The 22,194-nt window shown below is 57.1% G+C and carries 29 protein-coding genes and 1 tRNA gene; 19 read left to right on the plus strand and 11 right to left on the minus strand.

What is annotated here, in order from left to right:
• Positions 1-27 precede the first annotated feature (27 nt).
• A complete protein-coding gene (locus PPRO_RS19575; protein WP_049759711.1) occupies positions 28-633 on the minus strand; it encodes a helix-turn-helix domain-containing protein in 606 nt (201 codons plus the stop codon).
• A gap of 140 nt (positions 634-773) precedes the next feature.
• Between PPRO_RS19575 and PPRO_RS11770 the strand changes: the two genes are divergently transcribed.
• From PPRO_RS11770 to PPRO_RS20965, 18 genes are all read left to right on the plus strand, one after another.
• Positions 774-977 (plus strand): hypothetical protein, encoded by a 204-nt coding sequence (locus tag PPRO_RS11770; protein WP_041532295.1) that lies wholly within the window; start codon positions 774-776, stop codon positions 975-977.
• 270 nt (positions 978-1,247) lie between these two features.
• Entirely contained in the window at positions 1,248-3,503 is a 2,256-nt protein-coding gene (locus PPRO_RS11775) for a Mu transposase C-terminal domain-containing protein (RefSeq protein WP_198138268.1), read from the plus strand.
• Between the two features lie 42 nt (positions 3,504-3,545).
• Positions 3,546-4,301 (plus strand): AAA family ATPase, encoded by a 756-nt coding sequence (locus PPRO_RS11780; RefSeq protein WP_011736243.1) that lies wholly within the window; start codon positions 3,546-3,548, stop codon positions 4,299-4,301.
• A 50-nt stretch (positions 4,302-4,351) separates the two neighbouring features.
• Positions 4,352-4,684, plus strand: a complete 333-nt coding sequence (locus PPRO_RS11785; protein ID WP_157040002.1) for a hypothetical protein — start codon at positions 4,352-4,354, stop codon at positions 4,682-4,684.
• Entirely contained in the window at positions 4,681-5,001 is a 321-nt protein-coding gene (locus PPRO_RS11790) for a helix-turn-helix domain-containing protein (RefSeq protein WP_011736245.1), read from the plus strand. Before PPRO_RS11785 ends, PPRO_RS11790 begins: the two co-directional genes overlap by 4 nt.
• Positions 5,001-5,393 carry a hypothetical protein gene (locus tag PPRO_RS11795; RefSeq protein ID WP_041532297.1) on the plus strand — a complete coding sequence of 131 codons (393 nt, stop codon included), beginning with the start codon at positions 5,001-5,003 and terminating at the stop codon, positions 5,391-5,393. The genes PPRO_RS11790 and PPRO_RS11795 overlap by 1 nt, the downstream gene beginning before the upstream one ends.
• On the plus strand, positions 5,390-5,782 hold the full coding sequence (locus PPRO_RS11800; protein WP_011736247.1) for a S24 family peptidase: 393 nt from the start codon (positions 5,390-5,392) through the stop codon (positions 5,780-5,782). The genes PPRO_RS11795 and PPRO_RS11800 overlap by 4 nt, the downstream gene beginning before the upstream one ends.
• Positions 5,779-5,904, plus strand: coding sequence for a hypothetical protein (locus PPRO_RS21670; RefSeq protein WP_269634973.1), 126 nt, complete (start codon positions 5,779-5,781; stop codon positions 5,902-5,904). Before PPRO_RS11800 ends, PPRO_RS21670 begins: the two co-directional genes overlap by 4 nt.
• A 121-nt stretch (positions 5,905-6,025) precedes the next feature.
• On the plus strand, positions 6,026-6,562 hold the full coding sequence (locus PPRO_RS11805; protein WP_011736248.1) for a regulatory protein GemA: 537 nt from the start codon (positions 6,026-6,028) through the stop codon (positions 6,560-6,562).
• A gap of 169 nt (positions 6,563-6,731) precedes the next feature.
• Positions 6,732-6,995 (plus strand): hypothetical protein, encoded by a 264-nt coding sequence (locus tag PPRO_RS11810; RefSeq protein WP_041532298.1) that lies wholly within the window; start codon positions 6,732-6,734, stop codon positions 6,993-6,995.
• Between the two features lie 95 nt (positions 6,996-7,090).
• Positions 7,091-7,303, plus strand: coding sequence for a hypothetical protein (locus tag PPRO_RS11815; RefSeq protein ID WP_041532299.1), 213 nt, complete (start codon positions 7,091-7,093; stop codon positions 7,301-7,303).
• Positions 7,300-7,491 (plus strand): hypothetical protein, encoded by a 192-nt coding sequence (locus PPRO_RS20955; RefSeq protein ID WP_157040004.1) that lies wholly within the window; start codon positions 7,300-7,302, stop codon positions 7,489-7,491. Before PPRO_RS11815 ends, PPRO_RS20955 begins: the two co-directional genes overlap by 4 nt.
• Before the next feature lie 11 nt (positions 7,492-7,502).
• Positions 7,503-7,796, plus strand: a complete 294-nt coding sequence (locus tag PPRO_RS11820) for a hypothetical protein (RefSeq protein ID WP_011736251.1) — start codon at positions 7,503-7,505, stop codon at positions 7,794-7,796.
• A gap of 192 nt (positions 7,797-7,988) precedes the next feature.
• Entirely contained in the window at positions 7,989-8,633 is a 645-nt protein-coding gene (locus tag PPRO_RS20960) for a hypothetical protein (RefSeq protein ID WP_011736252.1), read from the plus strand.
• Positions 8,630-9,418, plus strand: coding sequence for a Mor transcription activator family protein (locus tag PPRO_RS11830; protein ID WP_011736253.1), 789 nt, complete (start codon positions 8,630-8,632; stop codon positions 9,416-9,418). Before PPRO_RS20960 ends, PPRO_RS11830 begins: the two co-directional genes overlap by 4 nt.
• Before the next feature lie 5 nt (positions 9,419-9,423).
• Positions 9,424-10,545: a Mu-like prophage I protein-like gene (locus PPRO_RS19580; protein WP_011736254.1), complete on the plus strand. Its 1,122-nt coding sequence runs from the start codon at positions 9,424-9,426 to the stop codon at positions 10,543-10,545.
• Between the two features lie 22 nt (positions 10,546-10,567).
• A complete protein-coding gene (locus PPRO_RS11840; RefSeq protein ID WP_011736255.1) occupies positions 10,568-11,521 on the plus strand; it encodes a hypothetical protein in 954 nt (317 codons plus the stop codon).
• A 66-nt stretch (positions 11,522-11,587) separates the two neighbouring features.
• Positions 11,588-11,860 (plus strand): hypothetical protein, encoded by a 273-nt coding sequence (locus tag PPRO_RS20965; RefSeq protein ID WP_011736256.1) that lies wholly within the window; start codon positions 11,588-11,590, stop codon positions 11,858-11,860.
• 47 nt (positions 11,861-11,907) lie between these two features.
• Here the strand turns inward: PPRO_RS20965 and PPRO_RS11845 are convergent.
• From PPRO_RS11845 to PPRO_RS11855, 3 genes are all read right to left on the minus strand, one after another.
• A tRNA-Gly gene (locus PPRO_RS11845) sits at positions 11,908-11,982 on the minus strand.
• Positions 11,983-12,091: 109 nt separating this feature from the next.
• On the minus strand, positions 12,092-13,477 hold the full coding sequence (gene thrC, locus PPRO_RS11850; protein ID WP_011736257.1) for a threonine synthase: 1,386 nt from the start codon (positions 13,475-13,477) through the stop codon (positions 12,092-12,094).
• Between the two features lie 68 nt (positions 13,478-13,545).
• The gene (locus PPRO_RS11855; RefSeq protein WP_011736258.1) at positions 13,546-14,142 is read right to left on the minus strand and encodes a YdcF family protein; all 597 of its coding nucleotides are present in this window, start codon (positions 14,140-14,142) and stop codon (positions 13,546-13,548) included.
• A gap of 83 nt (positions 14,143-14,225) precedes the next feature.
• Here PPRO_RS11855 and rpmB point away from each other — a divergent pair, with 83 nt between their 5' ends.
• The gene (gene rpmB, locus PPRO_RS11860) at positions 14,226-14,417 is read left to right on the plus strand and encodes a 50S ribosomal protein L28 (protein ID WP_011736259.1); all 192 of its coding nucleotides are present in this window, start codon (positions 14,226-14,228) and stop codon (positions 14,415-14,417) included.
• Positions 14,418-14,514: 97 nt separating this feature from the next.
• Here the strand turns inward: rpmB and PPRO_RS11865 are convergent, their stop codons facing one another.
• The 7 genes from PPRO_RS11865 to PPRO_RS11895 all read right to left on the minus strand — a co-directional run bounded on the left by PPRO_RS11865 (position 14,515) and on the right by PPRO_RS11895 (position 22,168).
• Complete coding sequence (locus PPRO_RS11865) at positions 14,515-14,895, minus strand: RidA family protein (protein ID WP_011736260.1); 381 nt, start codon at positions 14,893-14,895, stop codon at positions 14,515-14,517.
• Positions 14,892-17,045: a RelA/SpoT family protein gene (locus PPRO_RS11870; RefSeq protein ID WP_011736261.1), complete on the minus strand. Its 2,154-nt coding sequence runs from the start codon at positions 17,043-17,045 to the stop codon at positions 14,892-14,894. The genes PPRO_RS11865 and PPRO_RS11870 overlap by 4 nt, the downstream gene beginning before the upstream one ends.
• 98 nt (positions 17,046-17,143) lie before the next feature.
• Positions 17,144-17,356, minus strand: a complete 213-nt coding sequence (gene rpoZ, locus PPRO_RS11875; RefSeq protein ID WP_011736262.1) for a DNA-directed RNA polymerase subunit omega — start codon at positions 17,354-17,356, stop codon at positions 17,144-17,146.
• 57 nt (positions 17,357-17,413) lie between these two features.
• Positions 17,414-18,022: a guanylate kinase gene (gene gmk / locus PPRO_RS11880; RefSeq protein WP_011736263.1), complete on the minus strand. Its 609-nt coding sequence runs from the start codon at positions 18,020-18,022 to the stop codon at positions 17,414-17,416.
• Between the two features lie 88 nt (positions 18,023-18,110).
• The gene (locus PPRO_RS11885) at positions 18,111-18,992 is read right to left on the minus strand and encodes a YicC/YloC family endoribonuclease (RefSeq protein WP_011736264.1); all 882 of its coding nucleotides are present in this window, start codon (positions 18,990-18,992) and stop codon (positions 18,111-18,113) included.
• 113 nt (positions 18,993-19,105) lie between these two features.
• Positions 19,106-20,986 carry a 1-deoxy-D-xylulose-5-phosphate synthase gene (dxs, locus tag PPRO_RS11890; RefSeq protein WP_011736265.1) on the minus strand — a complete coding sequence of 627 codons (1,881 nt, stop codon included), beginning with the start codon at positions 20,984-20,986 and terminating at the stop codon, positions 19,106-19,108.
• A 288-nt stretch (positions 20,987-21,274) separates the two neighbouring features.
• Positions 21,275-22,168, minus strand: a complete 894-nt coding sequence (locus PPRO_RS11895) for a polyprenyl synthetase family protein (RefSeq protein ID WP_011736266.1) — start codon at positions 22,166-22,168, stop codon at positions 21,275-21,277.
• Positions 22,169-22,194: the final 26 nt, after the last annotated feature.

Here is a 22,194-nt window from a genome sequence, read left to right on the forward strand (position 1 = left end):
TTAGAAGTTTAGGTTACATACAGTTTATTACATCTCAATTTTGTTGTGAAAAGCGTTTTCAGTAACCAAGCCCATAATGTGAGATAGTATATTGTACATATTGTCTAGGTTTAAGTCACTCAAAGTCCCTATAACGGTTTTTTCCATTACACATAGCAATCTAATAAACTTTTTTATTTCCTCGGTATCAACTTTAAACTTACCAGTTTCAGGTATTATTTCTTTAGAAAAAGCAAGGTACGTTATTAATACTATAATTATTTTTTCTTCCTTGGCTGGTCTAAGCTCTAAATCCTTGATGTACTCGTGTGTCGTTTTAACAATAGCCCTGTATAATTCCACGCTATTTATTTTTTCTAAAATATTACAAGTATCTTTATTGAGATTATTATTCCTCTGAGTATCAGACAATACTCCTCCCCTCCTCATTTCCCCTTCACCAGTAGCAAGCCATTTAATTTCAACATCAGCGGCATCTGCAATGGCTATCAATTTATCAAGCCCCGGAAGCGATGACCCAGACAAATATTTGCGCAAAAGGCTTTCCGTTAATTCGCACTTTTTGGAAAAAGAATTGGTGGACTGATTACCAATTGCCAACTTCAATCTATCTGAAAAACCGTCTAATTTCATTAACCTCACCCCGTAGACCAGCATATAACAAAACCAAAAACCACCCCTAAAAGCAGTTTATTCGCACTTTTTTATTGACTGCTTCGCACTCTGGTGCTAAAAGCGTATTTATAAGACTGAGCGCGGAAGGAGATTAACAAATGGCATCTTCCAGGGCAATCAAAATCAAGGTTGCGCTCCTGCAAATGGGCAAAAAGCAGGCGGATATTGCCAGAGAATTGAATGTGACATCTGGGACTGTCTGCGATGTGATCAATGGCAGAAAAAAAAGTCGCCGTGTCATGGGCTACATCGAAGAACTCATCAAATCGGAGAAGAGCCATGTTGAAGCCGCACACCGTTAAGAAGCTGGTAACGATGACGGAAGAATGCTGCCGCTTCCGCTGCGAAAAACCACAAATCGTTGCCAAACAGAACGCCGAAAAATGTCCTTTAGAAACGTTTTCCAAGGGACATTTCTAAAGGACAAAAAAAGTCTAAGGGACAAATTTCAAAACGCTGAAATTACGAATGGTTACCCAATGAACTACGATGAAGAGCATTATATCGATGTCAAAACTTTGGCAACAGCATGGCTCCCAGCCGATGCAACGACAGATGATCTTGTCAAAAAAATGGCATTAATAAAAAAAGCTATTCAAAGGGGCAAATTCGAATCCGCACGCCAGGTCACGGCTACCCAGGAGGATGGCCGCCCTTTAGGCCGTGGCGGCAAAATCTGGCAGATCAACATTGCCGACCCCGCCGTGCCTGTGGCCATCCGAATCAAGTGGTTCGACATCATGCTTGCAGTGCCGGAACAGCCGTCCCTGCCCGCCGTAGCCGCCGCGAACCTTCCTGTCGTTGCGCCCAAGTCCTTGACCGTTCCGGACACGCTGGAGCTGAACGGCAAACAGGAAAGGATCATCACCGCCCGCTTCCAGCTCCTGCTGATGCTCGAAAACAGAGGGCCGGGCAAGAAGGTCATGCAGGCCGCCCGCGAGATAATCGACGCCATCAACGACTGCGCTGACAAACGACTGGTCAACATCGCCAAGGTGGCCAATGACCGCAAGGGGACAGAGCGCGGCCTGTCGCTGCGCACTCTGATGCGCTGGTGGAATACCTACCAGAAAACCGGCAGGAAACAGAACGCCCTTGCGCCGGTCAAGGGGGATCGGATGCCGCGCAACGATCTTGTTGAATGGCTGCGGGATTACGCGCCCGGTACCGCCGAACATACGGCCTTGCCGGTCTGCGTTCCAAGCTGGGTGCCGTACTTCCTGGACGAATACCGCCGCCCGCAAAAACCTTCCATGCAGGAGGCGTGGCGACAGATCAGTCGCACCATGCCGCCGGACATCGCGCGCCCGTCATACGATCAAGTCCGCCGCGTCATGAAGAAAGTGCCGGTCGTCCATAGCGAGAAGGGCCGCCGGACCGGGGCCGAATACAACAGCCTTCTGGGATACGTGGAGCGTGACGCCTCCGGTTTCGCCCCCATGTCCATCTGCCAGATTGACGGCCACAGCTTCAAGGCCTACGTGGCGCACCCCGTCACCGGGGCGCACTTCCACCCGGAAATCTGCGGCGTGATCTGCATGACGACAAAGGTTCTCGCCGGTTGGTCCGCCGGATTGGCCGAGAGCAACCAAACCGTTGGCGATGCCTACCGCCACGCCTGCACCGTCAACGAGAACAAACCCTGGGGCGGCGTTCCCGCCATCCTGGAAGCAGACCGGGGGGCCGGGAACATGGCCAAGGTGAACAGTGATGACTATATCGGGCTGTTCGCGCGGATCGGCACCACCTTCATCCCGCCGAAGCGAGGCGGCAATCCCCAGGGCCACGGGGCAATCGAACGGAGCAATCAAACCATCTGGATACGGGCGGCCAAGAGCCTTGTAACCTGCACCACAAAGGACATGGATCGGGGCGCCCGGCGCAAGGTGTACGACCGCTTGGAGGCGGACCTGAAAGAGGTCAAAAAAGCCGGAAAACTGGGGATGGTTCCCAAAACCTCGGATTTGCTCATGTCCTGGCCCGAATTCCTGGAATTCCTGGACCGGGTTGCCCTGGAGTACAACAGCACCCCGCACAAGGCCTTGCAGAAGATCGTTGCCTCGCTGCCGGACAACCCGGACGGCCCGGCGGTCAGCCGTCACATGTCCCCTTTCGAATGCTGGGCTGATTACGTGGCGCAAGGGTTTGAGCCGGTCCATCCTGATGACGTGATGCTGCACAAGCTCTTTGCTCCTCATGCCACCGTTACCGTCAAGCGGCAAAAGTTCACCCTGAACGGCAACAGCTATCACTCCCACGAACTGGACGAATACCACGGCCAGCAGGTTGTTGTGTCTTACGACATCAACAATGCGCACACCGTCACCGTGTTCGATGCTGACGAAAACTTCATCTGCGAGGCGCGGTGGAACGGCAACCGGGTTCATGCCCGTCCGGTGCCGGAAGTGGAACAGGCAACCATGCAGCGACACAGCCGCCGCGTGAAGAACAAGGAAAAGCAGCTCGACATGATGAATGCCGAACTCGACCGAAAAACCCTGGAAATCAGGCCGCTGGTCATGGAACTAGACCAGGCAACCATCGATTACGAGGCACGGGAAGAGCAGAAACGACAGGCGCAGTTGGCCGCCCCCAAGTACTTCAAAGACGAGCATGAGTTTTATAACGATGTCAGGGAACGGCAGCGGGAGGGGCTGGCCTCGGCATACGAAACACAGTGGGCCGATGACAAAGACGCCTCATACACAGGCCGGGGGCATGTAGGGCTGTTCAAGTCAGATCGGTATTGCGAAGGGAGGTTTAAACCTGAAAACAAGCTGCAACCAATGGAAAAAGCCGCCGGTGCTACCAACACCAGCGGCCTTTGAGACACCCCGTGCGATGGGGACATTACCAGGAGGAAAAATACCATGAGACACGTAATGGCAACAACCAAAAACATGCGCAAGTTCATGCAAGCCGTTGACGATCTCCTTTCCCGACCCATGGGAACGGAAGGGATGGGCTTGCTCTGGGGCGCACCCGGCGAAGGCAAGAGCACGGCGGTTGCCCGTGTGTGCGATCAGTTCAACGGCATCTATGTCCGGGCCGTGGGCTGCTGGACCGTTACCAGCATGCTGGGCGACCTCTGCCGGGAGCTGGGCGGAGACCGCAAATTGAGGCGGAAGGACATGATTGAGTTCATCGTGTACGAGCTGAAAAAGGACAACTGCACCCCGCGTCCCATTTTTATCGACGAGGCTGATTACTGCTTTCGGCAATTTGACATGGTGGACGCCCTGCGGGACATCTACGACCTCTCCGGCTGCCCGGTGATCATGATCGGCATGGAGGATATCGCCAAAAAAATCAAAACGAATGCCCGAATTGCACGCAGAATCACGCAATGGGTTGAGTTCAAGGGGCTTGACCTGGAGGACGTGAAAACAGTTGCCCGCGAATGCTGCGAAGTGGAGATAAGCAGTGATTTGGCCATCCACCTGCACAAGGAATGCAACGCCAACATCGGGCGGGTAATCATCGGCCTGACGAAGATCGAAAAGCAGGCAAAGACAAGCGGTCTGACAGTGATGGATTGCGCCGCCTGGGGGAATAAGCCGCTGTACTACGATCAGCCGTCATTCTCGCGACGGAGTAAAAACGGTAGCGGGGAGGAAAACAGGTAATGAGGAATTTCATCGCCCGCCCCTGCATGAGGCAGCGAATATGGAGTGCAATGAGGATCATGACCCGCTTCACCATCCCCGACCTGTGCCGGGTGGTGGAAGGCGCTACTACCGCCAACGTGCAAAGCTACGTCAGCAGACTGCACAAGGAAGGGTACGTCGGCAAGATTGGCAAGGTGCGCCGGGGCTATGCCGGGGAATACCAGGGCTATCAACTTGTTAAAAACACCGGCCCGACCATGCCGGTTCTTTTGAAGGGCCGCCACAAAAAAGAATCTGAAACAGAAAGACAAACCGGGAAAGAAACAGAAGAACAGATTGAAATTCAGACTGTGAGACAAAACCGGGGGCTATTGCCACGGGAAACGGGAGCCTTGCCATGATGACCAGAAAAAAACGGTTGCAGCTCCTTGCGGAAATGTGCCTCAAGCATGGTCAGGCCGAAGTTGCCCGGCGGATCGGCAAGAGCGACAGTGCCGTGAGTCAGATTCTTTCCGGTGCGTACCAGGCCAACCCGGACGGTATTTTACAAAGGGTTGAAGAGGTCTTTGGAACAACCCTCGTTGCCTGTCCGGTGCTGGGTAGCATCCTCCTGGGAGTGTGCGCCGAAAAGCGAAAGCTGCCCTTCGCGGCGACGAATCCGCGCCGGGTTCAACTCTATGCGGCTTGCAAAGACTGCAAGGAAAGGGGGGTACTGTGATGACACCGGAAGAAACAACCAGACAGGCCGGTCTTATCGTGGCCTCGTTGCAGGGGTTGAGCCAGCGTGAAGCCTTGGCGATACTTGCCCGTGCCATGACAAGCGTTCTTGAACATCATGCGCCGGGACGGGAAGAGTTCGACCAGCCATGCCCCACCGTCAACCCCTACCTTCGCCGGAAGCCCTCCGGACAGGTCGGCATCATTGACAGCGACCTGGAGATGAAAGCCTTTCTTCACCGTCTGGGGGACGAATACCGGACCATCGGCCAAATCCGACAGATGCTTATTACAACGTTCGGCGCGAAGCGCGCGCCGTCTGAAAGTTCAATTCATCGCTACCTGCAAAAGATAGCCAGACAGCAGGATGTGAACCAGGAGGGGAGAAAATGAATCTACCGGGAATTGCAAAACATACAGGTTTTACTCACACTCCGCCCGAAGGTCGCTTCTTGCGCCGTATCTGTGAAAGCGACTGCATGGAGCCGCACATCTATAGCGGTGACGTAGTGGTGATAGACACCGAAGTCCGCAACATAAACGAGGGAGTCTTCATGCTCCACTTCGGTGGCTCCGACCAATTCAAACGGTTGCAACCGGTCGGCGACAATGCCGTGAACGTCATCTGCGACAACCCGCACTATGGAAACGAGGCCTGCGCATCCGAAGTGTTGAAGCCCTTGATTGTCGGGCGTGTCGTGGCAATAACCCGCATGGAGCGGACCAGCCTTTTCGAAAAGCTCGTTCACCAGATGCTCAACCATGGGGAGGTGATGGCATGAAGATCATTCGCGAGTTGATTGACGCTTTGACCAGGCTGGAGACAACTTTGATCCGGCGCAGGGCGGCGCGACGGGCGACCTGTGCCGCCTGCCGCATGGTGCTGAATGGCTGTCGGGGGTAATTGTAAATGTCCATTAAACCAATGAGCAAAAGCTACTTAAGGAGCGCCATATTACGGGAGCTTCCGGGGGGTAAGTGTTGGCAAGATAGATCAGCAACCAAGCAGAGAGGAGAGCGAAAAAATGGCACACGCGAAAAGAACGGCAAGGCCGATAACGGCGGCCCAGATCAAACGGATACACACCCAACTTCACATTCTGGGGGTGTCTGACGAAAACTACCGGGCGGCGCTGGAAAGCCGTTTCGGTGTCACCACCTGCAAAGACTTGACCCTGGCACAAGCCAAGTCTTTCATTGATGAACTTCAGGAACTGGCGCACAAAACGGACCAGGAGCGATACAGCCGGGAGCGGGCCGCCGCCCGTGCCAGGGCCGAAGCCGGCACGCCGAAGCGCTTTGACGAACTGGACAACCGCCCCGGCATGGCATCGGCGGCGCAGCTCCGCAAGATCGAGGCAATGTGGACAGACATCAGCGATGTTCCCGACCCGGCGGCCCGTGCCCGCGCCCTGCGGCGCTTCCTTCTGAGGATTGCCAAGGTCTCCGACCTCCGTTTCTTGGACGATCAGATGGCGGGGTGGGTCATCAATGCCTTGAACGTCATGAAACACCACAAGGAGGGTGGCGGGGAAGAAGCGAAGCCGAAAAAAGCCCGCTGAGGGGTTTGGGGGTATCAAGACGGAGGCGTGTATGGGGTAGCAGCCACGAGGCCTGTGAGCGAAGAGTTAAACGCCAGTTAAATGCTATTTCGGGGTAAGCAGCTACTGCGCGGGTCAATGATAGGGCTGTGGAAGCAGTTGGATTTAGCATCATCCTTTGGGGGGAAACATGAGTGAAAAGGTGAAAGTACGGATACAGACTTCATGTGTCGTGAAATACGACCAAATTGTAGAAATGACTCGTGACGCCTGGGAAAAATTGAAACTTACTCCAGAAAAAAAGATGGAATGCCAAAGCTTTAGTCCAATATCTGAGCTATTGGACTTGGCAGATGTGCTTGATTGGAGCGATTACGATGAACCTGAATTGACGGTTGTTGATGACTACGGTAAGCCACTGCTGCCAATAGACTTCTATTGCCCTGAGAATTGATTGTTAGGTGGAGCAACAAGGGCGGGGTAGATGCCTCGCCCTTTTCTATATCCGGGGGGACTCCGGAGAAGATCGAAAGTGGAGGAATGAACAGCATGGCACGGAAAACCCCGCTCACTTTGTATGACCGCTATTGCCAGGCATGGCGGTTCCTGTTCTGTTGCCTTGAAGTAGCCGCCGGGTTGCCGTTTCTGATGGCTGGTCTCCTGCTTCAGTTTGTACGGGAATGGTTTTTTATCGGCTACGACCTTTATGACTTTCTGAAAGAAATCGGCCAAGGGCCGAAACGAAAAGGAGCGAATCATTGAAGATTCTTGCATGTGTTCTCATGGCCCTGCTGTTCGGCCTATCCTCCTGCGGTCGCCTCGAATCACCCACAGTGGGCATGCGCCCAAGCTTCCACAATGCCAGTTCAAATTATTGGGGCTATCTGGAGACAATCAGAACAAGCCCCGCTGAGATCATCCCCGGTGAAACCATGCTGGATGTACCATGAGCGGAGAAACGATGAATCCTGAAACCAGACGACGCACCCCCCTGGAACTGTATCGCTCCATCTGGATCAGCCTTGAAATCTTCCGCCAGGCAACCGCCGAGGAGATTACCACCGTTACCCCCGGCGCGTCATACCGGGCAATCCGGGCGGCTCTCCGTCGGTTGGAAACCCACGGCTACGTCACGAAACAGGGCAACCGAAAGGCGGTCTACCTCAAGGCCGTCAAAAGCCTGTACCTGCACGGCGACTGCGAGCGCTGCGGCGCTTCGCTTTCCGCAACAACCTGCGATTTTACCAATCAATAAGCCATCTATAAGCCCACCTAAAATAGCCTTCACTCCCGGCGCGCACCGCCCAATATGGCGGTGCGCATCTCCCCTCCCGTAGTCCCTCCCCTGCATTTAGTAAACTCGTTTATCAGCTTTTTAACGGTGAAATTGGTAGGACTGGGGCAGGAAGTAAAACACTTTGTTTCTTGCCGCCACCAGGGGCCGCCCGTGCAACAGCTCGCCATGATACAACCCGCTCCTGACCCTTACGCCGCATGGCTGGCGGCAAACGCTGTCGCCTACTGCCAGCGGATGAGGGCCACCATCACACATACCGCTTGTGCTGAAAACAAGCAACGCTCCGACCAGGCATGCGGGGATAATCGTTGTCGCTTCTGCGACGGTCTGGACGACCAGGCCGGGCCGGTCCCGGAGCACCAGCCAGAAATAATCCCGGATACATGTTTTCCCGAGGTTGTTGACGGGCCGCCCGTCGCGGACCTTGCTGACGATGCGCTCGTCAAGGGGATTGACGTCGAACCGCCCGCGCGGATCGGCGCGACGGTGATGGATGACGTGGAAATGGAAGAACTGCTTTCCGAGCTGTTCGGCGATGAAGGCAGCGAGGATGAGGATGAAGAACGGGGGGAACAGCGGCGCGTGGTCTACCTCGACGATCCGCCAGAAAGACGGCAATCCGTTCCGGTCTATATCGGGCGCTGTCGCCGCTGTGGGGGGTACATGCTCAACGCCCTGGAACGGCACGACGGTATTATTGATGACGATGTGTATCGCTGTTTCTCGTGTGGCTGGAGAACGTCGAAGACATACGAAACCAACCGGATATTGGCGGCAAAGGGGGTGATGCCTTGACTCATGGAAAAAATGGCAAATTGGTTGAATTTCTCATCCTCGAAGCGGTCGCCCTGCTTGAGCGTCACGGAGAGGATGCAAAAACGGCACGTCGTGGAGCTGATGCTTTTGTGGAGCGGTTGCGGTGCATTATCGGTGGCATTCAGATTTACATACCCTCTGGGCCGTGTGAAAGAAAAGTCAATATCCGAGAAGAGGTTAATAACGGCGAATCCATTGAAGACCTTGCTAAACGGCACGGCCTTTCAATGATGCGGATTTATCAGATCATCAAGACCACTGCCGGGAAAACCGCGCCCACAAAGCAGAAAGGCGACATTCAAGCAATCGTCATTGAGGTTGCCCGGATGCTGATAATTCACGGCGTGAGACCGAAAGACGCAGCCCAAGCGGCAGGCGGTTTCATCTCCATTCTTACCGCGCGTTTTGGACAACAGTACGTATACGTTTCAAAAGGTATGCGTGACAAAGTTTCTGAAAAAAAACGACAAATTATCAGCCAATACCGGGCGGGAACGCCAGTCAGCACAATCGCGGAAAACTTCGGAACGACTTCCGCATGGGTAGGAAATATCATTAAGGAACAAGGTGAAATCAGTCCACGTCAAAAACGTTCCGCAATGACGCTCTCTCGCTTGAAAAAGAGCATCCTGGACGCGGCTCCCCCGTATCGCAGGGGTCAGCCAAACGAGGAAGTCTACGGCCTGCTCATGACCGCCGCCGATGCGGTGGAGCAGGCACGGACAATAGCAACAGGGAAGTCAACGTCAGATCGAAAGGAATGACCACCATGGATTTACTGAATCAGGACTACACCCTGGAGCTAAACAGGGATGCAACAGGCAAGGCCCCCACCGAAATTGAACTGATACCGCGTGAAGGGCAGATAATAGGGCGGGACGGGCGAAGCTGGCTGAACGATCAGCCGCGTACAATCATCAGTTATTTTGACCAGAACGGCGTGAAATTGCCGATTGACTTGGAGCATTCGACACATCAAAAGGCCCCCAATGGCGACCCCGCCCCGGCTGTGGGCTGGATACTCAAACTCTACCAGAACCCCTACGGGGCAGTTTGGGGAACCGTCGAATGGAACAACCAAGGCCGGGAGCTGATCGAGTCCAAGATATACCGGTATATTTCCCCGGTATTCACCTATGACCGCTCCACAATGAGCATTGTCAAACTTGTCTCCGCCGGACTTACCAACCGGCCAAACCTTTTTCTTCAAGCGCTGAACAGGGTGGATACATCCTTGCCGCATTACCCCTTTGCCGCAAACAGCGTCTATTCTCCGCCGGTTCCTGCGCCCCATACTTTGTCCGCCCAAGACACGAAGATATGCAACATGATGGGAATCGACCCTCACGCCTATATTCAGGCGAACGCTGACAACCTGTCCCGGCCCCCTTTGGTGGCAGCGAACAGCTACGAGCCGCCATCGGCCCATGGATTGGGGAGAGAAGAGCTGAAAATCATCGAAAAAATGGGGCTCGATGTACATGAATACATCGCGGCAAACGCCAGCCGTGCAACAAGCTACGCGCCCATTTCGGTGAACAGCCAGCGGCCGGGCGCGTCCATGGGGTTGAGCAACGATGAACTGCGGGTGTGTAAATTAACCGGGGTGTCTCCCCTTGACTACTTGGTAACGGCGGCCCGTGAACAATCCACGGGACTGAATCGGCAAAACAAAAACCTTGAAGCACTTGAGGCCCAAATTGCCGAACTTATGGGCATTCCTTTGCATGATATTCAGAAAAGAAAAGACCAAGTGACCAAACGAGGGGCGGCTATGGACGCTGTAAGCGAAAAATTGTCTGATGAGGAAATAGAAATTTGTTGGGCGATGGGAATCTCTCCCTCCGATTACAAAAAAAAGAAAAGTGAAGCTATTTTAAACCAGTTGTGACAACACACGAAGGAGTAACAGCATGCAGGAAACCCTAAACGCCATGGAACGAATTACCCAAAAACGCCAACTTGTAGCCCGAATTGCGGCAATCGAGACCCGCTTGTCGGACCACCAGCTTTCCAATCTGACGACCTTGAGCAGGGGAATTGCTGATGCCAAAAACCATCTTGATTCTCTGGTCACCGAAAAGTCCGGCGCACAGCGTGATGTCGCGCAAGTCCGATATGATGAGCTGGTCAAACAAATGCGTGACGGGCAGCAGGAGCGGGATAATCTTCTGAAGGAACGGGATCAGCGACAGCAGGAACTTGAACGGTTCGACCACAGCATTACGTTGGCCGAGATCAAGGAGCAGACCGCAAAGCTTCTTGCTGCCGAGGGCACCGTTTCTTCCCTGGACAGCACCATCGAATATCAGCGCTCATTCATCATGGCAGCCGACAATGTTTCAGGCCCCACTGATCTTCTTAGGCAGAAAGAAGACCTCTTGGCGGATGCAGCTACCGGCAAGAACGTAGCCAAAAGACTGGAGACCATTGAAGCCAAGATCAAGGAGTATGAGCAGAGCTGTTCGGAATTGACCAATCAAGCCAGGAACGCGGAGCAGGCAATAGCCGGACTGGAACGACGCCGAGCTGAAGCCGAGAAGGTGGTAAGAGCGGAAAGAACAGACCTTGATGAAATGCTCATATTCCGTTTCAAATCGGAATTACAGACGGCTTACAGTGACTTTATAACGGCTGGAAAATTGCTGGCTGAAAGGTTCCGGCGGGTTGCTGCCCTCGACACTCTTGTTGCGGAAACATCCCACGGGCGGGAAAAAAGCATACTCAATGCCACTGCAAACGCTTACCGTATCCTCGATATTACCAAAAATGCGGACGGGTTCATCTTTGATGCGAGGGATGAAAACCCCACGCAATGGGCAGCCCTGGAACGAGAACGGCAAACCGTCGCCGGAGTTCCCCTGTAGAACGGTTCATGCCTGGAACTCCCCGAGATAGGCAGACCATAGGGGAGTTCCAGGAGCGCCGCTTTAATGGAAGGTGAGGCGGCGCTGGTCTTTCGCCATGGTTTGCCAGGGGCACAGCCCGAGAGACTCCGGCTATGTGCCGCCAATCGGGCAAACAGAAAGGCCACTTACCGGACGGTGAGTGGCCTTTCTGTCAAACAACTGACACGTTTTTTTAAATCGATGCCAAACAGAGCGCCTACAAATGCCAAACAGAGCGCCGCGTTACACAAACCACACGCCGGTTTACAGATTTCATATTTTTATTACAACACCAACTACAACACGGGCCATTTTTGACACAAAAAAAGAGGTTAGCCGATCTAGCTAACCTCTTGTTTTTGTTATGGAGCGGGAAACGGGATTCGAACCCGCGACCTTCAGCTTGGGAAGCTGACACTCTACCACTGAGTTATTCCCGCGTTTGGACTTGTATACATGCCAAGAGATCGTGCTTTTGTCAACAGTAATTTACAGTACCGATGCATACGACTGCGACTACCGCACAACTGACACCACCCTTATACCCGTTTACGCCACATGCTCAACAACGAACTGGCGCACTTTCTCCAGATCGGCATCCATTACGGTACAGCGTGTCTCCATGCCGGCCAGGGCCGCAATGGAACCAGGAACCGGAGCGGGCGTCCCCACCGCCTTTTCCACGGCTTCTCCAAACTTGGCCGGATGGGCAGTTGCCAGACAGACGCGGGCCGCATCAGAGGGGAGCAGGTCCAGAGCAGCCCGCACCCCCACGGCGGTGTGCGGGTCCAACAGATAGCCGGTTTCCCGGTTGAAGCTGCCGATGGTCTCCAAGGTAGCGGCCTGGTCCACCGTGGCGGAACAAAAATCCGCCCGAACCTGCTCCATCTCGGCCGGGGTAAAACTGATGCGCCCACACTCCCTCAACTCGGCAAAGGCAGCCCGCACTCGGCCCGGATCCTGGTCATACAGATGAAACAGGTAACGTTCAAAGTTGGAAGCCAACTGGATGTCCATTGAGGGGGAGACGGTGGCGACAACGTTGGCCAGGGAGTAGTCGCCATCCCTGACGAAACGGGTCAGGATGTTGTTCTCGTTGGTCGCCAAAAGCAGACGTCCCATGGGGAGCCCCATGCGCTTGGCCACGTAGCCGGCAAAGATGTCACCGAAGTTACCGGTGGGAACAGAGAAGCAGACCGGCCGGTCACCCTCGTCGGTCACCCGTAGCCAGGCATAGAAGTAGTACACCACCTGGGCCAGGACGCGGGCCCAGTTGATGGAGTTGACCGCGCCCAGGGAGTACTTCTCCTTGAACTGGAGGTCGTTGAACAGAGCCTTTACCATGTTCTGGCAGTCGTCGAAGGTGCCGCGGATGGCAATATTGTGCACGTTTGCGTCACCGACAGTGATCATCTGCAGCGCCTGCACTGGTGAGGTCTTGCCGTGGGGGTGCAGGATGAAGATGGTTATCCCCTTCTTGCCGCGCACCCCATGGATAGCGGCGCTCCCTGTGTCACCCGAGGTGGCGCCCAGGATGTTGAGCCGTTCTCCCCGCTCCGCCAGGATATACTCGAACAGATTACCCAAAAGTTGCAGGGCCACATCCTTGAAAGCCAGGGTCACGCCGTGGAACAGCTCCAGGATATGGACGCCATCCCTGTGTACAACCGGCGTCACCTGGGGATGGTTGAAGGTAGCGTAGGAGCGCTGGATCAACCCCTTAAGGTCGTCGACCGGTATGTCGTCCACGAAGGGGGAGATGATCCGCAAGGCCAAGTCAGGATAAGAAAGGGAACGCCACTGATCCAGCTCCTGACGGCTGATCTGGGGGTATGATTCAGGTAGGAGCAGGCCGCCGTCGGTTGCCAATCCCATCATGACGGCGTCCTTGAAGTTGATCGGCTGAATACCGCCGCGGGTGCTTATATAACGCATCACGTATTCCTTTCAGGATAGATTAAGAAGCGGCAGTTTAGCACGGTTTGGAAAAATATGAAAGCACCTCAACCCAGGTCACGGCGCAGCTCGCCCGGCGCCAACAGGAAAAAGGCGCGGAACATGCAATATTTATAGAATTCTCCGAAGAGCAGATGAAAACTGGATCGGTGGCTCCACCAGGCCTCCTTCAGGTTGGCCGTGTCCACCGGGTAGGGGTAGATGGCCACATCCTTGGGCAGCGCGTTGCGTAGCAGGATAGAGGCCCGCTTCATGTGATAGCGGGAGGTGATCAACAGTATGGAGCGCACGTTCCGCTCCATGATCACGTCTCGGCCATACACTGCGTTTTCCAGGGTATTGCGCGACGCCTTTTCGAGAATCACCCCCGAGGCGGGCGGGTCTCCCGGCCGGGGGCGGTACAGGTCGGAGCGACGCACCGTGGGGTCAACGCCGATGAAAAAGAGCCAGTGCCCCTTCCCCTGGCGGAAGAGCCGCACCCCTTCGTCCACCCTCCCCTTGCCGCCGGCCAGCACCACAATGGCATCAGCCCTCACCTCGCGCTGGTGATAGGAGAACGTCTTGTACGTAAAATCGATGAACAGCACTGCGACCACGACCAGCACCAGGAAGAGCAGGGTGATCACACCCTTGATGATATTCATGCACGCTCCGAAAGTTTTTCTTGCAAGCGACCCCCCGATTTGGTATAGAAACTTTTTGAGAAATTAACGGAGGGAATAACTCTATGTCAAGAATATGCGCAATATGTGGTAAAGGTCCCAGCTTCGGCAACAACGTAAGCCATGCCAACAACAAAACCCGTACCGTATGGTATCCCAACCTGCAGAAGATAAAGGCGGTCAGAAACGGCAGCGTCAAGACAATCAAGGTCTGCACCCGCTGCATCCGCTCCGGTCACGTCACCAAGGCGCTGTAAAAAGCGGTTCGGGGTTCAAAGTTCGCAGTTGTCTGAGCCGCGGCACCTTCGGTGCCCGCGGCTCTTTTTTTTCAACCTTGAACCAGAATACCGCCTCTCACCCCCTGGCAACCACCTCGATCTCCAGCAGCACCCCCCGGGGCAGCCCATTGACCGCCACCGTGGAGCGGGCCGGTTTGTGACCGCTGAAGTAGCGGCCGTAGACCTCGTTCACCACCGCAAAGTCGGCCATGTCAGTCAGAAAGATGGTGGTCTTGATCACGTCGTCGAACCCGCGATCGGCAACGGCCAGCACGGCGGAGATGTTCTCCATCACCCGGACTGCCTGCGCGGACACGTCACCACCCACCACCTGGCCCGTGGCCGGGTCCAGCGGTATCTGGCCGGAACAGAAGAGAATATCCCCCAGTCGCACCGCCTGGGAATAGGGTCCTATGGCTGCGGGCGCCTTATCCGTCGATATCACGTCCAGTTTCAATTTTTCATCCTTTCCACCGTAATTACACCCTTGACCTTCATCAGGGCGTTCATAACCCGTTGCAGGTGAGCCAGGTCGACCACGCTCACCTCGAAGATGTTCTCGCCCCGCTTGTCCACCGTGCTTTGGATCATTGCACTGACGATATTTGCCTCGCTGTTGGCGATGGCCAGGGAAATGTTGGCAAGAATCCCCTTAACGTCATGGCAGACCACGCGAATCCTGACCGGCAGGCCACTGGTTTTGCTCTGGTTCCAGGTCACGTCTATGCGCCGCTCCGGATCGCTCTCAAGGGCGAACTTACAGTCGGCCGTATGCACCGTCACCCCCTTGCCGCGGGTGATGAAGCCGATGATCTCGTCCCCCGGCACCGGGTTGCAGCACTTGCCGAAGCGGACCAGCACGTCATCCACGCCGCTGATCTCCACCGCCTCGGAGGTGGTCTTGCCCCTGAGCTTATTGATGGCCGCACTCAGGCGCGACTCCTTGCGCTCCGTCCTTTCCTGGAGTTTCCCCTCCGGCAGCAGCCTGCCGATGATCTGGTTGGGGGTTATCCTGCCATACCCCACCGCGGCCAGCAGGTCATCATCACCGGCGAAACCGAATTCGCCGGCGATGCGTTTGAAATCACCGCTCTTCTGGATCTTCTGCAGGTTCACCGAATATTTGCGGAAATCCTTCTCGCAGATTTCCCTGCCCAGCACGATGCTGTGTTTGCGCTCCTCGGTCTTGATCCAGGCCCGGATTCGGTTGCGGGCACGGGAGCTCTTGACGATCTTGAGCCAGTCCTTGCTGGGGGTGTGGTGGGGGGAAGTAATCACCTCCACGATGTCGCCGTTCTTCAGCTCGTACTTCAGCGGCACCAGCTTGCCGTTGACCTTGGCCCCCACGCAGCGGTGCCCCACATCGGAGTGCACCGCATAGGCGAAATCGATGGGTGTCGACCCCCGCGGGAACGGTTTCACATCCCCCTGGGGGGTAAAGACGTAGACCTCCTCAGGGAACAGCTCCACCTTGACCGAATCCATGAACTCACGGGAGTCCTGCAGCTCCTGCTGCCACTCCAGGAGCTGGCGCAGCCAGGAGAAGCGCTTCACGTCCCTCTCGTCGTACCCCTTGCCTTCCTTGTACTTCCAGTGGGCCGCGATGCCGGCATCGGCTACGTTGTGCATCTCGTGGGTGCGGATCTGCACCTCCATGCGGTCGCCGTGGGGCCCGATCACCGTCGTGTGCAGCGACTGGTACATGTTCCCCTTGGGCATGGCGATGTAATCCTTGAAGCGCCCCGGGATCGGCTTCCAGGCCGAGTGGATCACCCCCAGCACCTCGTAGCAGTCGCGCACGTCGTCCACCAGGATGCGCAGGGCGATCAGGTCGTAGATTTCGTCCAACTCAACGTTGCGCGCCAGCATTTTGCGGTAAATGGAGTAGAGATGCTTGCTGCGCCCCGAGACCTCTCCCTTGATGCCGTGCTGCCCCAGCTTGTCGGCGATGACGGTCTTGGCCTCGGACACATAGGCCTCTCGCTCCCGCTTCTTCAGGGAGATCTTGCGCGCCAGATCGAAATAGATCTCCGGATTGAGGTAGCGGAAGGAGAGATCCTCCAGCTCCACCTTGATCCAGGAGATACCCAGCCGATTGGCGATGGGGGCATAGATGTCCATGGTCTCCTGGGCGATGGAACGCTGCTTCAGCTCGGGCTGAAACTCCAGGGTACGCATGTTGTGGAGACGGTCGGCCAGTTTGACCAGGATCACGCGGATGTCGATGGACATGGCCAGCAGCATCTTGCGGAAATTTTCGGCCTGGCTCTCGGCCTTGGTCTTGAAATGGATCTTGCTAATTTTGGTGACGCCATCCACCAGGGTGGCGACCTCATCGCCGAACAGGGAGGTCAGCTCCTCGGCGGTGGTCAGGGTATCCTCGATGGTATCGTGCAGAAAGCCGGTGATGACGCTGGCCACGTCCAGACGCAGCTCGGCCAGCAGACCGGCCACTTCCATGGGGTGAATGATGTACGGTTCGCCCGACAGGCGGGTCTGGCCCTGATGGACCTTGGCGCAGTAGACGTAGGCCTTGCGGATGAGGTTCAGGTCGGCGGTGGGGTTATAGGACGCCACCTTGTCGAGGATGTCGTTGAGCCTGATCATGTGCCGTTAGTCGCCTGACAAGAATGTGGTGGATACAGCAGGGGAAGGAAAAAAAAGGAGAAGCCTGTCGCGATGACGGGCTTCTCCCGGTTGAGCGGTTACTGCTGGGTGCGTTGTCTCTTGATCATCTCGTAGCCGACCTTGCCGGCAGCGATCTCCCGCAGGGAGGTCACCACCAGACGGTTGTTCTTGGGGTCCACCAGCGGCCTGGCCCCCTTGTAGAGCTGCTTGACCCGCTTGGAGGCCAGCATGACCAGGAGGAAACGGTTCTCAACTTTATCAAGGCAGTCTTCAACTGTTACCCGTGCCATACGATTACTCCTTCCTGCTGCGTGTTGATTGGAACAGCATTGTTACCCCATTCGCCGTCAAATATCAAACAATTTCGCCACCCGCCCCAGCATGCGCGGGGTCGTCCGGCTCTGGGCCAGCACCACCGCCGACAGTTCCTCGAAGGCCTCCTCGATGCGGTCGTTGATGATGATGTAGTCATACCAGCGCGCCTCCCTGATCTCGTCGGAAGCGCGCCTGATGCGGCGCTCGATAACCTCCGGCACATCGGACGAGCGCCCCTCAAGGCGGCGGCGCAGTTCATCCATGCTGGGGGGGATGATAAAGACGTACACCCCGCCGGGGAAATTTTTCTTCAGGGACAGGGCTCCCTGACAATCGATATCCAGCAGCAGATCGGTCCCCGTTTCGCGCGCCTCCTCCAGAGTCCTGAGCGCCGTGCCGTACAGGTTGCCATGCACCTCGGCCCATTCGGCGAAGGCTCCCTGCGTCACCATGGCCTGGAACTCGTCCCGGGAGACGAAGCAATAATCCTCTCCGTCCTTCTCCCCCGGCCGCGGTTGGCGGGTGGAAAAGCTGATGGACTCGCGCATGGCGGGGAAACGCTGGCGCAGCCGGCGGCAGAGGGTTGTCTTGCCCGCCCCGGAGGGGGCGGAGATGATCATGATCAGACCTTCGCGGTTCATGGAATGCCTTCCTGTTATGGGGCCAACAACTGGTAACTGGGGACGAGGACACCGTTCCTCACTCCTCACTCACTCCCGATCCCTGCATCTACTCCACATTCTGCACCTGCTCGCGCATCTTCTCCATCTCGGCCTTGATGCGGATCACCAGGGATGTCACCTCGGCGTCGCTGGACTTGGAGCCGATGGTATTGATCTCGCGGTTCATCTCCTGCATCAGGAAATCCAGCTTGCGCCCCACCGGCTCATCCGCAGCCAGCGCATCGTCGAACTGGGTGAAGTGGCTGGAAAGCCGCACCAACTCCTCGGTCACGTCGCAGCGATCAGCCATCAGCGCCACCTCCTGGGCCAGGCGGGCAGCATCCATCTCAGTCCCCTCCAGCAGTTGGTCCAGACGGATTTTGAGCTTCTGGCGGTACTCGTCAACCACCTGGGGAGCACGCTCGCTGATCCGCTGCACCCACTGGGCCACCTGGCCCCGGCGGGAGGCCAGATCGCACAGCAGCGCATCCCCCTCGCGCCGGCGCATGGCATCCATGGCAGCCACGGCCCCCTGCACGGCGGACATGAGCTGGGCCAGGCACTGATCCGGGTCCGGCTGACCTGCCACGGCCTCCCCCAGCACTCCCTTCTGGGCCAGGATCAGCCCCAGGGAGGGCTCTTCCTTCAGACCCAACTCCTGCGAAAGGGAACGCAGCAGCTCGGCATACCCTCTGGCAAGAACCAGATCGGCGGCAGGCAGGGCGGCACAACCTCCAGCCTCCTCCCACTGGACATAGGCATCGATCTTGCCCCGCTTGAGGGTACAGGCCAGCGCCTTCTTGACCTCATTCTCCAGGGCCATGAAGGCGCGCGGCATGCGCACCGAAATTTCGCCGTAGCGGTGGTTGACTGACCTGATCTCCACTGTGCAGCGCCCCTGCTCGGAAAGCGCCTCCCCCTTGCCGTAGCCGGTCATGCTCCTGATCATCGTGTCCTCTCCTCCTGCTCCAGCATGCGCCCCTATGCGGCATGGTTCCGTTGTGGGCGCAGGGAGCAAACATTCCGCTTACCGTTTCCGGCACATAGAAATCACATCGGTTTTCAATCCCGGCGCAGAAACGCCTCCATGGAGGAAGCCAGTCCGGCGGGGTCCAGGCCCAGCATGGCGCGCAAAACTCCCTGGTCCCCCTGGGGGATCTGGGCGTCGGGATACCCCAGCCGCAGGACCCGCGTGCCGCGAATCCCCTTTTCCTCCAGAAGTTCCAGGACAGCGCTGCCGAAACCGCCCTGCAGCGCGTTCTCTTCCAGGGTGATCAGTCGGCCGTAGGTGCGGGCCAAAAACTGGATCAGTTCTTCATCCAGCGGCTTGACGAAGCGGGCGTTGACCACCGCCAGACTGGGGCCACCGTCGCGCTCCAGCTGCAGAGCAGCCTCCAGAGCCGGATGGACCATGCTTCCCAGAGCCAGCACCGCCCCGTCCTTCCCTTCGCGCAGCACTTCGGCCCGGCCGACCGGCAATGGCGTAATGATCTGGTCCAACGCCACTCCCACGCCGTTGCCGCGGGGGTAGCGCAGGGCCACCGGTCCCTGCATCCCCAGCGCGGTTGCCAGCATGTGTTGCAGTTCGTTCTCGTCCCTGGGTGCCATGACGGTCATATTGGGCAGGTGTCGCAGCAGGGAGATATCCAGGCTGCCGTGGTGGGTCGGGCCGTCATTGCCCACCACGCCGGCTCGATCCAGGGCGAAGATAACCGGCAGGTTCTGCAGGCAGACATCGTGAAACACCAGGTCATAGGCCCGCTGCAGGAACGACGAGTAGACAGTGAAAACCGGTCGAAACCCCTGGGTGGCCAGGCCGGCCGCGAAGGTGACGGCATGCTGTTCGGCGATGCCCACATCGAAGAAACGCTTCGGAAACTGCCGGGAAAAAGGGATCAGACCGGTGCCATCGGGCATGGCGGCGGTGATGGCCACCACCCGTTCGTCATCGGCAGCCAGCTTGCAGAGTGCTGAGCCGAAGATGGCGGTGTAGGAGGCCGCCCCCCCCTTCCCCTTGAGCACCCTGCCGCTCTCCAGATCAAAGGGGCCGACCCCGTGAAACAGTGACGGATCGTCCTCGGCCGGCTTGTACCCCTTGCCCTTCTTGGTCAACACATGGATCAGCACGGCATCGTGGTACTTCTTGACCTTCTCCAGGGTCTCCAGCAGCATGGGCAGGTCATGGCCGTCGATGGGGCCGATGTACTCGAACCCGAAGGCCTCGAAGAGCATGCCCGGGGTAAAGAATCCCTTGAAGGAGTCCTCCAGCTTCTTGGCCAGGTGCAGCAGATTCTTGCCCACGGTGTCCTTGCGGCCCAGGAAGGACTCCACGTTCTTCTTGAAGCGGTAGACGAACTCGCTGGAACCGGTGCGGGTCAGGAAATTGGAGAGCGCGCCCACGTTCTCGGCGATGGACATCTCGTTGTCGTTCAGGATCACGATCATGTCCCGGTTCATGTGGCCGGCATGGTTCATTGCCTCGTAGGCCATGCCGCCGGTCATGGAGCCGTCGCCGATCACCGCCAGCACCTTGTTCCTGCGCCCGGCCAGGTCGCGGGCCGCAGCCAGGCCGGTGGCGGCCGAAATGGAGGTGGAGGCATGCCCCACCTCGAAGGCATCGTGGGGCGATTCGTCACGCTTGGGAAAGCCGCTGATGCCGTCCAGCTTGCGCAGGGTGGAGAAGCGGTCGCGACGGCCGGTGAGCAGCTTGTGGGCGTATGCCTGGTGCCCCACGTCCCAGACGATCTTGTCCTCCGGGGTGGAGAAGACCCGGTGCAGGGCGATGGTCAGTTCCACCACCCCCAGGCTGGGGGCCAGGTGGCCGCCGTTGGTCGAGCAGGTCTGGATGATCACCCGTCGCAGCTCTTCGGCCACCTGGGGAAGCCGGGAAACCGGAAGCCTTTTCAGGTCGGCAGGGGAGTCGATTGTGTCCAGTAGTGCCATAAACACCCGTTGAATAGAAATAATCCTGGCTCATTCTTGCATGGGGACAAAAACGACAGGAGAAAAAACGATCTCGGTTCTCACACAAAGGCACAAAGAACGCGAAGGAACCTTACAGAAAAACCATCTGCCTCCACACGGCCTCTGAACCGCGATGGAGCTGGGAGCGCCAGGAAAGAGCGCAATCTTGAGAACCGCGCCCTTCAGGCAAGATCCGGAGTTTTTCCAAAGGCTTTCTCCGCCTGCCGTATAGCTTTGCATGCGTTAGAAAAAGGCTCTCGCGGAAGACTACTTCTTGCGCGTGACGATATAGCGTGCGATTTCCCGCAGGGGATCGGCCTCGCTGCCGAAGATCTCCAGCGCCTTGAAGGCTTCGTCCATCATGGTTGTGGCTTCCTGCTTGGCTGCCGCAAGCCCCATCACCGCCGGATAGGTGGCCTTGCCGCGGGCCTGGTCGCTTCCCGCGTCCTTGCCGATCTCTTCGGTGGTCCCCTCGATGTCCAGGATATCGTCGGCGATCTGGAAGGCCAGACCTGCTGCCGAGCCGTAACGGGTTATGGCGGCCAGTTTCTCCCGGTCCGCGCCGCCCAAAAGGGCGCCAGCCACCACGGCCGCCTTGATCAGGGCGCCGGTCTTGTGGGTGTGGATGTACTGCACCGTGGGGAGGTCGATGTCGCTCTTCCCCTCGCTCTCCATGTCAACCACCTGCCCCCCCACCATGCCGTGGGAACCGGCGCAGGAGGCGATCTGGTGGATCACCGCCAGACGAGCCTCGGACGGCACGCCGGCCGCGCAGGCCGGATTGGAGAGCAACTTGAACGCCTCGGTCAGGAGCGCGTCGCCGGCCAGAATGGCCACGGCCTCACCGAACACCTTGTGATTGGTGGGGTTGCCGCGCCGGAAATCGTCGTCGTCCATGGCAGGCAGGTCGTCATGGATCAGGGAGTAGGTGTGGATCATCTCCATGGCGCAGGCAGCCGGGATGGCCACCTCCGTATCACCTCCCACGGCCTGGCAGGCGGCCAGCATCAGAATCGGGCGCACCCGCTTGCCGCCGGCGAAGACCGAGTAGCGCATGGCCTTGTGCAGGCTGTGGGGGAGTTCCGTCTCCCGGGGGAGGTAGCTGTCCAGCGCCGCATCTACGCGGGCGCACTGCTCTTTCAGGTATGCTTTCAGGTCCATGTCGTTTCCTTTATCAGGTTCATGTT

This window comes from Pelobacter propionicus DSM 2379, from assembly GCF_000015045.1.
GTDB lineage: Bacteria > Desulfobacterota > Desulfuromonadia > Geobacterales > Pseudopelobacteraceae > Pseudopelobacter > Pseudopelobacter propionicus.